This window comes from Brenneria izadpanahii (genome assembly GCF_017569925.1).
Classification (GTDB): Bacteria; Pseudomonadota; Gammaproteobacteria; order Enterobacterales; family Enterobacteriaceae; genus Brenneria; species Brenneria izadpanahii.
In genome coordinates this window covers 2077980-2089798 of the sequence record NZ_CP050854.1, presented here as the reverse complement: position 1 = coordinate 2089798, position 11819 = coordinate 2077980, and the positions used below count along the sequence as shown (strand labels likewise).

The window sequence follows — 11819 nt, the reverse complement described above, 5'->3', positions numbered from 1 at the left end:
TTACTCATTATACCGCTTTACGCCAAACCACTGATGATACCAGCGGGACGATAATTGCTCCCGGAAGCGTAATATATGCCAGGAGTCGTTGAAAAAACGTACGCTAAGTTGCCCTGACGTCGCCGTATCGATCCACTCATAGCCGTACTGGCGATACCGCGCCACAATTTTTGCCGCCGGCAGCCGCCACGGATTATAGCGTGCGCTGGAAGAGATGATGCGTTGCGCATTCACCGCGCGGATAAAAGGCGGGGAAGATGAACTGCCGCTGCCATGATGGGGAATTTGTAACAAATCCGCCGTCAGCGCATTTCTCTGCCGTCTAACCAGGTTTTGTTCCGTTTCTGACTCAATATCACCGGTCAACAACACGCGGTATCTGCCATCATCAATGCGCACTACGCAGGAATCATTGTTCTCAGCGACGATCGCCGCAGCGGCCGGCCACAAAACAGTAAAGGTCAGCCCCTGCCAGACCCATTGAGTCCCCTGCCGGCAAGGCTGGTGACCGGCTTGTCTGAATGCGCTGAAAATCTCCGCCGACGGATAGGCGGATTTCAATACCGCCAACCCGCCGATATGATCCCTATGGCTATGACTTAACATAATTTTATCCACGATTAAGCCACGCCAGCGCAGGTAGGGTAATATCTCTTTCGTCGCCATGTCGCCGCCGTCCCAGCGATTTCCCGTATCATACAAAATCGCTTTCCCATTGCGCTCGATAACCACAGCGAGTCCATGGCCCACATCCAGCATATCGACCCGCCAGTTCGGCTGTTCGCTCTTCATACGAAACATCGCCAGAACAATAATTAAGCTGACGACGCTGGCGGGATAACCGCGCCACCAGGCAAAACGCCAGATCACAACGCACAGCCAACCGGCGATGCCGCCAATAAGCAAGGAATCATCAAGATCAATCCAGCCGGCCCGCATCATGGTCAGGGGCGCGAACACCGCTCTCAGCGACACATCGGCCAGCCGCCACAGCCAATAATCCAACCCGGTGACGTACATCGTGGGTAACGCCAAAAGCACTAAGGGCGTAGTAACGAATGAGACGATGGGTATCGCCCATAGATTCGCCGGCAAAGACGTCAGGCTGAAACCGTGAAATATGCCGATTTGCAGCGGCATCAACAATAGCGTCATTCCCCCCTGCAAATGCAGCCAGCGTAGCCAGCACCAAGAGAAACCGCGTTGGCAACGTTGCGGTAAGGGCGCCCATTGAAACCAAAAAATCAGTGAGGCTACCGCGAGGCAGGAAAGCCAGAAACTATCAGACAACACGCTAAGCGGATCGAACGCTAAAATGAGCGCGATACACCACAGCCATACCTGCCATGACGAACATATAACGCCGTTCGTTCTCAGCAGAATCCATACGCTAAGCGCCAACGCCGCTCTTACCGCAGGCGGATTGCCGCCGGCAAGCCACACATACGCCCACGAAACCAATCCGCTGACGAATAGCGGGAAACGGTAACCAATGCGATGAACGGGAAGAAAATATTGCACGGCTCTTGCTACGCCCCAGCCAAATAACGCGGCAAGCGCAATATGCAGCCCGGAAATCGCCATCAGGTGCATGGTGCCGGTTTTCTGCAGCGTAATTTTTGTTTCAGCGCTCACCGTTTTCATTTCACCGAACGCCAGCGCCAGCAAAATAGCGCGCCACGGCAGCGACATTATCCGCTGTTCGGCATGAGAAATAATACGCTGACGCAGATCGCAGGATGCGTCTATGACCTGGGCTGCCGTTATTCGTCCTGATAGCGGCTGGCGTTTCGCGACCGCCCAACGCTGGCTGTCGAATCCCCCCTGATTCAGGCGGCTGTGTACAGGACGAAAATTGGCGGCGATCCGCCAGCGTTGTCCCCCGCACCAGTTTTGCATATCGGGGGGCAACATCACCTGGGCATACAGCGGGGGATATACCCAGCGCCGGCCTATTTTCTCCAGTCTGATAATCGCCCAAGAATCATCAGCTTCGGCGAAGCGGATGCTATTAATCGTCACCACCGCATTGACTGCGCGCTGCGTCACCTGCTCGATTTGTTGCAGCAGCGCCTGCGCCGTTAATCCCGACCAGCAAAAACTGAACAGCACGATCGCCATGAACCGCAATGCGCAACGGCGGGCTCTCATCCCCGTCATTACCGATAGAAGCATTCCGCCCCATAACGCAGTGCCTGAAGGAATTTGCGGCAACATCAACAACGGTAAAATGCCAAGGATCGCAGCAATAGCGATGGCGCTCACGGATATTCGATTCATCGTCCGGCCACGTTGCGGAACGGCGGTTCGGCCATTTCAGTTTTTTCAGGAAGATGAATTGTGTTACATCGCCGATGGCCGGCGCAGTACAAAAATCACGCCATGGGAAACGTTACGCAACGAATATCGTCCGTTACAGACAACGGCTCAGGCGCATGCGGGCGGCATCCCATATTCAATAGCGATGAATGGCAGATATGACGGCAGGGAAAAGATACTCACGCCGAGCCGAAAAACGGGGAAAATCTCAGGACGGGAGGGGCAACAAAAAGGGATCGCCTAAGCGATCCCCTGCATATCGGATATAGCGACGGCAGTGATATTCTCTGCTTCGGTTATTTCACTTCACCCATCGCTTTCAATTTCTTAGATAATTCACGACGTTCTTTCGACAGATCGGCATTCTTAATGATGTAATCGTCAACGCGATCTTCATAGTCGCTACGCATACTAGCGATGATCCCCTGAATATCTTCAATACTCATACCCGGCTTAATATAGTCGCTCAGGTTATCAAGCAGTAACACGCGCTTCTGGTTATCACGAATTTTCTTTTCGTTATCAATGATTTCACGCTGTAGTTTATTTTTACGACGAAACATACGAACAAACTCCAGTACATCCTGGAAACAAGGCTTAGTATCCTTATCCATTTTTTTACCCTTACTTAAGTCATACACAGATTCTTCTATACGCTAACCATACAGGTTAGCAGCTATCTGCGACAAGATGGTTTTTCCGAGATCCATTAATTAGCGATAATACACGGCAATACGCTGATTATGAACCTTTTCAATGGCGACCTTGGTGTCGAAAATATCTTCAAGTACTTCAGGAACCATGATCTCTTCCGGCGTGCCATTGTAGATAATCTGTCCCTGACGCATGGCAATAATGTAGTCGGAATAGGCGGAAGCGAAATTGATATCGTGAATAACCAGCACAATGGTTTTTCCCAACTCATCGGCAGCGCGGCGAATCTGCCGCATCATGGCCACCGCATGTTTCATATCCAGATTATTGAGCGGTTCATCCAGCAGCACATATTCCGTATCCTGACACAAAACCATCGCGACATAAGCTCGCTGCCGCTGCCCGCCGGACAGCTCATCCAGAAAGCGATCTCTCAATTCGGTCAGATTGAGAAAGGCCATCGCCGCCTCGATACGTTCCCGATCGTCGGCGTTTAAGCGCCCCTTGGTATAGGGGTAACGGCCGAATCCAACCAGTTCGGCAACGGTTAACCGGCTGGTAAACTGATTTTCCTGCCGCAGCACGGACAGGCAGGTGGCCAGCTTGTCGCTGGGGGTTGTGCTAACGTCCATTCCGTTGACGCTGACCCGTCCCCAATCGGCATCCAATAACCGGCTGATGATTGACAAGAGCGTCGATTTCCCTGCGCCGTTGGGGCCAATAATCGAGGTAACCCCGCCTCTGGGAATGGTGGCCGTGACGTTTTCCAAAACCGCCACATTATTGTAAGTTTTAGTTACATCACCAATTTCAATCACAGGGAAACCTTCCTAAGTAACAACAAAATAAACAGAGAACCGCCGATAAATTCAATGACCACGGACAACGCGCCGGACATCCCCAACAGATGCTCAAGGATCAATTGCCCGCCGACCAGCGAGATAACGCCTAGCAAAAACGCGGCCGGCAGCAAAAAACGGTGTTGGCTGGAACCGATAATCAAATACGCCAGATTCGCCACCATGAACCCCAGAAAGGTCAGTGGCCCGACCAACGCCGTCGAGATCGCCACCAACACAGAAACCAAAAGCAGAATTACCGTTACGCTGCGTTTGTAATCCATGCCCAGGTTAATCGCGGTATTGCGTCCCAGCGCCAGTACATCGAAGCGAAAGCGCATTCGCCAAATCACAATGCCGATAATCACCGAAATCGCCACCGACACGCCAATCAATTCAGGCGCGGCCCGGGTAAAGGTAGCGAACATCCGCCCTTGTAAAATAGCGAACTCATTGGGGTCCAGTAAACGTTGCATCAGATTGGCGATACTGCGAAACAGCGTTCCGCAGATAATGCCCACCAATAAAACCAGGTGCAGATTGTTGCGATTGCCGGTAAACAGCCAGCGATAAAGAACCGCGGAAAACAGCACCATCAATAGCGTTTCAAAGAAAAATTTTCCTTGAATCCCCAATGCGGGAATGCCCTGTGAGCCAAAAACGAAAATCAATGAGGTTTGAATTAAAACGAACAGAGCCTCAAACCCCATAATGGAGGGGGTCAGAATCCGATTATTGGTCACCGTCTGAAACAGCACGGTCGATGCGCTGGCGGCGAAAGCCACCAACAACATGGTGATAAGCATCAATCCACGATGCGTCATGATATAGCGTAAGTTACTGCCAAGATTGATGGTCATAAATATCACCATCACCCCAGCGATAGTACGCCAAGCAGCAGTAGCCGGCGTTGGGAAGATAACCCGCGCCGTTTGGCATGGGGGACGGATGGCGTTGCCGAATTCGCTTTATTAACCGACATGACGTTTTTTATTTAACAGCAGAAGAAGAAAAACGATAGCCCCGATAACACCCAGGATGACGCTGACCGGTATCTCAAAAGGATACCGGATTACCCGGCCAACGATGTCACACAGCAAGACTAACCCGCCACCCAGCAGGCAAACCCACGGAATGGTTTTACGCACATTGTCACCCAATAACATGCTGATAAGATTAGGAACAATGAGGCCAAGAAAAGGTAACGCCCCCACAACGACCACCACTACGCCGCTTACGACCGCCACAATCGCCAGGCCCATCAGCATAACCTGCCGATAGTTAAGTCCGACATTAACCGAAAACTCGCGCCCCATTCCCGCAACGGTAAAGCGGTCTGCGATCCAACAGGCGCCCAGCGTCAGGCAACCGACCAGCCACAGCAGTTCATAACGCCCCTGCAGGACGCCGGAAAAGTCCCCTGATTCCCAACTGCCAAGCGCCTGCAGCAGATCGTAATACATGGCGCCGAACGTGGTGATCGCGCTGATAACCGCGCCGAGCATAATGCCCACCAGCGGCACGACCAAAGCGGATTTCAGCACCACCCGTCTTAGCAGCATCATGAACAAAAGCGTGCCGCCCATCGCAAACAGACTGGCGACAATCATTTTGATAAACACGGAAGCGGACGGCGCCAGCACCATCATAACCAGCAGGCCCAATCCCGCGGACTGGGTCGTTCCGGCCAGTGACGGCTCCACGAAACGGTTTTGGGTCAGCAGCTGCATGATCAAACCCGCCACGCTCATGGCGCTTCCCGCCAAAAGCAAGGCCAGCGTACGAGGCACCCGGCTGATAAAGAAAATATCGCGCATGGACTGATCGGTCCAGACCGCCTGCATACTCACTCTGCCAGCCCCTAAAAAGAGGCTGGCAACGATCATGGCAAGCAGCAGAATGATACCAAGCGCAAAGTAGAAAGGTTTCATTGTTCCTGCCACGGTCAGCCGTTATTTTTTATCCAATGCGTTGTTTACATCCGCAATCAGATTTTTATAGCTTTGCAGGCCTGAAGAGATATAAATGGAGGTAGAGTCCAGATAAACAATGTGCTTGTTTTGCCATGCGTTGGTTTTATGAACCAACGGGTTATCGAGCACCTGCTGCGCCGACTCCCCGCCTGCCCCGGTCCGTCCGATGGCGCTGTCGCGATCCAGTACGAACAGCCAATCAGGATTCACGCTAAGTAAAAACTCCGAAGTCACGACGTTACCGTGCCGACCGGAACCCGCTTCAGGAAATTCAGCGGCCTGCTTAAATCCCAGTTCATCAAAAATAAAGCCAAAACGGGATCCCGGACCGTAAGCCGACATCTTTCCGCCAGAAACCATCAGCACCAGCGCCGTCCCCGCATTGGCGGATTTTTCACGGGTCTGGGCAATCTGCTGTTTAAATTCTTCCAGCTGTTTTTTTGCTTCATCTTCTTTGCCGAAAATAGCACCCAACTGCTCTACCCGCTGGCTGAAGCTGGTCATAAACTGTTTCGGATCAACGTTAAGGGAGATAGTCGGCGCAATGCCGCTCAATTTCTCGTAAGCGTCCGTGGCGCGTCCGCCGGCGATAATCAGATCGGGCTGAGCGCTGCTGAGCGCCTCATAGTTCGGCTCAAATAGCGTACCGGCATTGATATATTCGCTGCCTCGGTATTTGGCAAGGTATTCAGGCAAATGCGTGCTGGTTTGCGGGACGCCCGCAACATCGATTTTCAGAGCATCCATGGTGTCCAGAATTGCGGGATCAAAAACAATGACTTTTTTAGGATGTAATGGTACTTCGGTGGTTCCCTGCGCATGCTCGACGCTTATTGTTTTAGCCGTTTCGGATGAAGAAACCGCCTGATCGCAACCGGACAGCGCGAGTAATGACGCCAGTAATGTAGTCTTCACCGCAAAAGCCATGTTTACCTGCATTATCTTTTTCTCCCATTGGTTATTATTCAGGACAAAAACCTGGACAATAAAGAACCTGATTATCATTCGTATTAGCAAAAATGATTGTAACTGAGGATAATGCACATGCCTAGCAATTATCCCCCTACCGAATTTGACCCACGTCAGGAAAGCGGCACAGAAAAAAGATTTACGGCGCTATTTATAAGCGTGCTCGATAATCGGAGCGTAATGACGCCATTAACCAATGACGACGATGTGATAAAAGCGATAGCTGAATTCAATAAAAATAAGTACGCTCCCCGCGTCTAAATCGGGTTCCGCAGCGCGCAGCATGATAAAATCGCTTTTAATTAACTGATATAAGAATAATTTTTATGATAAACGTTGAAATATTGAATAAAAAATATCCGGGAGCGTTAGCCTGGTCTTTTGGGGACGGCCCTGAGATGGCCGATGAACTGGCGGCGCTGATTATGAAAGGTGTGAAAAACGCGACTTGTTGTTCTTTGGCCTCTTTCCAACAGGAGAATCAAAAACCCTCCGTCGGTGACTATCACATCATCCTTAACGGCGCGGGCAATCCTGTTTGCGTCATAAGAACCACGTCCATGCGCCTTATCCGCTTCTCAGAGATGACTGAAACGCTGGCCGCCAAAGAAGGCGAAGGCGATTTAAGTTTGCATTACTGGCAACAAGAACATCAGGCGTTTTTTGAACGGGAAGGCACCTACGCCGAAGATATGGAACTAATCTTTGAAGAATTTCAATTAACGGAAATAGTATGAGTCAACGCTATCCCCAATGTTAAAGCGCTCGTCTGGACGCCGCTCGTGGCGCTTTGCCGCTTCGGCGATAGCGAAACAGGAACGCAACGCGGCCATTCAATGCTATCCTTGGCGTTTCCCAGCTATTTCTGCCAACCTGGCGCATAGACCAATCATTTAGCTCAATGTAAATATGGCCGATAAAACACAACCTACGTTTTTTGTTCATGATTATGAAACCTTTGGCAAGCATCCGGCCCGCGATCGTCCCGCGCAGTTTGCCGGGATACGCACCGATCAGGACTTCAATATCATCGGCGATCCGTTAGTCATCTATTGCAAACCGACGGATGATTATCTGCCCGAACCGGAAGCGGTAATGATAACCGGCATAACGCCGCAGTTAGCCATGGCCAAAGGCGTGATCGAAGCGGAATTCGCCCGCCAGATTCATGAGGCGTTCAGCGTGCCCGGCACCTGCATCATGGGTTACAACAACATCCGTTTCGATGACGAAGTCAGCCGGAATATCTTTTATCGTAATTTCTACGATCCCTACGCCTATAGCTGGCAAAACGGCAACTCTCGCTGGGATCTACTGGATGCGTTGCGCGCCTGTTATGCACTGCGGCCCGAGGGGATTGTCTGGCCGGAAAATGATGATGGTTTGCCCAGCTTCCGACTTGAGCATTTAACCAAGGCCAACGGCGTATCCCATGAGCATGCCCATGACGCCATGTCCGACGTCTACGCCACCATCGCCATGGCCAAATTACTGAAACAGGCTCAACCTAAACTTTTTGATTATCTGTTCCAGTTGCGTAATAAGAACAAAGTCAGCGCGCTGATTGATATCCCGCAAATGAAGCCATTGGTTCATGTTTCCGGCATGTTTGGCGCAGCGAGAGGCAACACCAGTTGGGTGGCTCCCCTCGCCTGGCATCCGGATAACCGTAACGCCGTCATCATGTGCGATCTCGCCGGCGACATAACGCCGCTGTTGGAGTTGGATGCGTCAGAATTACGCGAACGTTTATACACCCGCCGGGATCGGCTAACGGCCGGTCAAAGCGCCGTTCCCATCAAACTGGTTCATATTAATAAATGTCCGGTGCTTGCTCCCGCCAGCACGTTGCGGCCCGAAGACGCCGAACGATTGGGCATCGACCGCCAACATTGCCTGGATAATTTAAAGCTGCTGCGGCAAAACAGTCAGATCAGGGAAAAAGTGGTGGCGTTGTTTGCCGAATCGCCGGCGTTTACCGCGCCGGATGATGTCGATCTGCGCATCTATGACGGTTTTTTTGGCGACGCCGATCGCATGGCGATGAAAATCATTCAGGAAACCGCCCCCAATAATCTTCCCGCGCTGGATCTGAAGTTTGTCGACGACCGCCTGGAACCTCTGCTCTTCCGCTATCGGGCCCGCAATTACCCCAGCACGCTGGATGACGGCGAACAGCAACGCTGGCTGCAGCATCGGCAGGCGGTATTCACCGTCGAGCGTCTGCAGGAATACATCACTGAGTTGGATACGCTGTATCAGCGTTATGAAGGCGATAAACCGAAAACCGAACTGATTAAAGCGCTGTTTGCCTATGCGCAGACCTTAACCAGCTAACGGCCAATTGTCGAAAAAAAAGCGGAGAATGAATTCTCCGCTTTCCAATTTAAACACCCTACGCTTAAACCGGCTCTTCACTGCACTGCGGCACCGGTTGACGGAAGCTGCGCGTCACGAAAGCCAGATAAAGCAGCCCAATCGCGCCCCAAATCAGGCCCAGCGTCATGGAGCTTTTTTCCAAATTGACCCACAAAGCGCCGACGGTTAAAGCCCCAAGCACCGGCAAGATAAGATAGCTAACGGTCTCTCTTAGCGTCTTATTGCGGCGTTCACGAATATAAAACTGTGAAATTACCGATAGATTAACGAAGGTAAACGCGACCAGCGCGCCAAAGTTAATCAACGCGGTTGCCGTATCCAGTTCAAAAGACACCGCCGACAATGCAATTACGCCCACCAGCAAAATGTTTAACGACGGCGTATGTAATTTCGGGTGGATATAGCCAAAGAAACGTTCAGGGAAAACGCCGTCACGCCCCATGACATACATCAGGCGAGAGACGCCGGCGTGGGCGGCCATACCTGACGCCAGAACGGTCACGCAGGAAAAAACCAGAATGATCGACTGGAAAAATTTCCCGGCGACATACAGCATGATTTCAGGCTGAGAGGCTTCCGGCTCCTTAAACCGGGAAATATCCGGAAAATAGAGCTGTAAAAAATAAGAAACGACGATAAAAATCAATCCGCCGATTAAAGCCGTCAGGAAAATCGCTTTCGGGATAACTTTGCCGGCATCAGGCGTTTCCTCGGAGAGTGAACTGATGCCATCGAATCCCAGAAAAGAGAAACAGAGTATCGTAGCTCCGGTTATCATCGGCACAACATGCGCATTGTCAGACCAGAACGGCCTGGCGCTGACCAGCGTCCCGGTTCCCTCGCCGAAATAAACGCCATGAATCACCAGCCCCAGAAACACCGCCATAATCGCGACCTGAACGATGACGATGATAGAATTAAGGTTGGCCACGACAGTAATGCCGCGCAGATTAAATAACGTCATCAGACCGACCAGCGCCGCAACAAAAATCCATGAGGGCACGCCGGGGAAAATCGCGGCAAGATAAATTTTCGCCAGCAGAATATTAATCATCGGCATGAACAGATAATCCAGCAACGATGACCACCCCACCATAAAGCCGACGTGCGGGCTAATCGCTTTCTGGGCATAGGTATACGCCGACCCTGCGGAGGGAAAGCGGCGCACCAATTTGCCGTAACTTAATGCGGTAAACAAAATACCCGCCAACGCAAAGGCATAAGCGGTGGCGACATGTCCGTCGGTCAGCCCGGAGACAATGCCAAAGGTGTCGAAAATAGTCATCGGCTGCAAATAGGCCAGCCCCATCATGACAACCTGCCATAGCGTGAGATTTTTTCTTAATTGCGCACGCGTTGAGGATGAGCCGGCATCAAGCGACATGGTTTACGCCTCCCTTATCCATAGCAGGGGTGGATACGGCGGGATAACGCCTGGAGAAAGGAGAAATAAGCGATGAATGGTTTAAACCGACCGCGCCTGAATAGCGGTGAAAGAAAGCAGCTGAAACAACGTCAGACAGAAGTGACGCCTGCTGAATAACGCCATAATCCTCGTTTTGGCTGCGCAAACCGGCGGGCACCGGCACGAAATTTACTGATTGCCCCATTTTTCCTTTCCTCACCGTGGCTCACTGGCACACACAAGCAAACTTATCTATCCGGATCGCTATCCGGCCTCTTAGTTGAATATATAAATGCAAAAAAATAACCGACGCGATTAAACGTCGGTTATTTTGCAAGGCGCGTATTCTGCACCAGTCACTCCCGTCTGACAAGATTCTGGAAGTTCCGGCAACAATTTTATTTATATCGTATAGTTATATTCGGTTTGATAGCCGCTTCGTCATGCTATCGGTGCACACGGAACGGCCGATCGCTCACAGATCCTGAAACTTTTTCTTCTTCTCAATCTGCAATCTTTCAAACTCAAAAATAACCTGTTGCAAATCACGCTCTTGAGCGGCGGACAGCGACAGGAATTTGAAGCTCAGGCGCTGAGTGATTTTCACTTCGCCTTTGCTATCAACGTCTTTTATCGTCGACTGACCGACAAACTGCAAATCCATGCGGAAGCTGCCATACTCGTTGAGATCCATCTCAACATCACGAATAAGATCCCCTTTATTTAGCAGATCCGCAATATCCCGATCGGTACAAAGGCTCAATCCGCCAAGCGAGAGATCCTTAATCGTGAATTGAAATTTGCTTTCATCCGGTAATTCGCCCCGGCACAACAGCGGCGGCCAAAACGGCGTATTGATACGGAAATAGGTTCTGCGTTGAATAAGATAAAGCTGTTCGGGAATACGGGAGCTAAAAGCCGGCAGCCCCTGAAAATCAATGGTTTGAGCTATATCCGACTTGAACTCGACTCTCGCCCCCGCCGGTTCGGCGACAAAGGATAACGTTCCCGCGCACAACGCCCGACTATTCTCATGCTCACCGCCCCCCAGATCAAAAATAAAAGTCTCGTCGTTGGGCAATACATCAAGAATTTTACTGATGAACTGGCCGCGAGAATGATAGACCATGAGGGTTGTGTCATTTTTCTTTAGATCACGCAGCGTTGCACAGATAGCCAGTTTATTACGTTTAACAAACTGCTCTTTCAAGTTCTCATCCACAACTGTTATCTCCACCATTTAGCCAATGGTTTATACTGATTATTTTTAAACCATTGGCG

At 51.0% G+C, this 11819-nt stretch carries 10 protein-coding genes and 1 pseudogene; 3 read left to right on the top strand and 8 right to left on the bottom strand.

Features of this window, described 5'->3' with window-relative positions; all coding sequences use genetic code 11:
* Window positions 1-2217, bottom strand: a complete 2217-nt coding sequence (locus HC231_RS09345; RefSeq protein ID WP_246494814.1) for a ComEC family protein — start codon at window positions 2215-2217, stop codon at window positions 1-3.
* Between HC231_RS09345 and HC231_RS23935 the strand changes: the two genes are divergently transcribed.
* On the top strand, window positions 2120-2563 hold the full coding sequence (locus HC231_RS23935; protein ID WP_246494872.1) for a hypothetical protein: 444 nt from the start codon (window positions 2120-2122) through the stop codon (window positions 2561-2563). The genes HC231_RS09345 and HC231_RS23935 overlap by 98 nt on opposite strands.
* 52 nt (window positions 2564-2615) lie before the next feature.
* Here the strand turns inward: HC231_RS23935 and tmaR are convergent, their stop codons facing one another.
* The 5 genes and pseudogenes from tmaR to HC231_RS09320 all read right to left on the bottom strand — a co-directional run bounded on the left by tmaR (window position 2616) and on the right by HC231_RS09320 (window position 6724).
* Complete coding sequence (tmaR, locus tag HC231_RS09340; RefSeq protein ID WP_048639190.1) at window positions 2616-2933, bottom strand: PTS system regulator TmaR; 318 nt, start codon at window positions 2931-2933, stop codon at window positions 2616-2618.
* 99 nt (window positions 2934-3032) lie between these two features.
* Entirely contained in the window at window positions 3033-3791 is a 759-nt protein-coding gene (locus HC231_RS09335; protein WP_208230728.1) for an iron ABC transporter ATP-binding protein, read from the bottom strand.
* Window positions 3788-4794: pseudogene (locus tag HC231_RS09330) on the bottom strand (iron chelate uptake ABC transporter family permease subunit). The gene HC231_RS09335 and the pseudogene HC231_RS09330 overlap by 4 nt, the downstream one beginning before the upstream one ends.
* Window positions 4784-5743, bottom strand: a complete 960-nt coding sequence (locus tag HC231_RS09325) for an ABC transporter permease (protein ID WP_208230726.1) — start codon at window positions 5741-5743, stop codon at window positions 4784-4786. The pseudogene HC231_RS09330 and the gene HC231_RS09325 overlap by 11 nt, the downstream one beginning before the upstream one ends.
* A gap of 21 nt (window positions 5744-5764) precedes the next feature.
* The gene (locus HC231_RS09320) at window positions 5765-6724 is read right to left on the bottom strand and encodes a siderophore ABC transporter substrate-binding protein (protein ID WP_208230725.1); all 960 of its coding nucleotides are present in this window, start codon (window positions 6722-6724) and stop codon (window positions 5765-5767) included.
* Window positions 6725-7080: 356 nt separating this feature from the next.
* Here HC231_RS09320 and HC231_RS09315 point away from each other — a divergent pair, with 356 nt between their 5' ends.
* Both HC231_RS09315 and sbcB read left to right on the top strand, forming a co-directional pair.
* Complete coding sequence (locus HC231_RS09315; RefSeq protein WP_208230724.1) at window positions 7081-7491, top strand: ASCH domain-containing protein; 411 nt, start codon at window positions 7081-7083, stop codon at window positions 7489-7491.
* A gap of 172 nt (window positions 7492-7663) precedes the next feature.
* Window positions 7664-9091 carry an exodeoxyribonuclease I gene (sbcB, locus tag HC231_RS09310; RefSeq protein WP_208230723.1) on the top strand — a complete coding sequence of 476 codons (1428 nt, stop codon included), beginning with the start codon at window positions 7664-7666 and terminating at the stop codon, window positions 9089-9091.
* 64 nt (window positions 9092-9155) lie between these two features.
* Here the strand turns inward: sbcB and HC231_RS09305 are convergent, their stop codons facing one another.
* Together HC231_RS09305 and HC231_RS09300 are read right to left on the bottom strand one after the other, a co-directional pair.
* A complete protein-coding gene (locus HC231_RS09305) occupies window positions 9156-10517 on the bottom strand; it encodes an APC family permease (RefSeq protein ID WP_208230722.1) in 1362 nt (453 codons plus the stop codon).
* Between the two features lie 496 nt (window positions 10518-11013).
* Window positions 11014-11760, bottom strand: coding sequence for a flagellar brake protein (locus HC231_RS09300; RefSeq protein ID WP_484479025.1), 747 nt, complete (start codon window positions 11758-11760; stop codon window positions 11014-11016).
* Window positions 11761-11819 lie beyond the last annotated feature (59 nt).

What these genes read in the sequence shown, in the direction of transcription:
- HC231_RS09315 (WP_208230724.1), top strand. Translation starts at nt 7,081, where the DNA reads ATGATAAACGTTGAAATATTGAATAAAAAATATCCGGGAGCGTTAGCC.
- HC231_RS09305 (WP_208230722.1), bottom strand. Translation starts at nt 10,517, where the DNA reads ATGTCGCTTGATGCCGGCTCATCCTCAACGCGTGCGCAATTAAGAAAA.
- HC231_RS23935 (WP_246494872.1), top strand. Translation starts at nt 2,120, where the DNA reads ATGAACCGCAATGCGCAACGGCGGGCTCTCATCCCCGTCATTACCGAT.
- HC231_RS09320 (WP_208230725.1), bottom strand. Translation starts at nt 6,724, where the DNA reads ATGCAGGTAAACATGGCTTTTGCGGTGAAGACTACATTACTGGCGTCA.
- tmaR (WP_048639190.1), bottom strand. Translation starts at nt 2,933, where the DNA reads ATGGATAAGGATACTAAGCCTTGTTTCCAGGATGTACTGGAGTTTGTT.
- HC231_RS09325 (WP_208230726.1), bottom strand. Translation starts at nt 5,743, where the DNA reads ATGAAACCTTTCTACTTTGCGCTTGGTATCATTCTGCTGCTTGCCATG.
- HC231_RS09345 (WP_246494814.1), bottom strand. Translation starts at nt 2,217, where the DNA reads ATGTTGCCGCAAATTCCTTCAGGCACTGCGTTATGGGGCGGAATGCTT.
- sbcB (WP_208230723.1), top strand. Translation starts at nt 7,664, where the DNA reads ATGGCCGATAAAACACAACCTACGTTTTTTGTTCATGATTATGAAACC.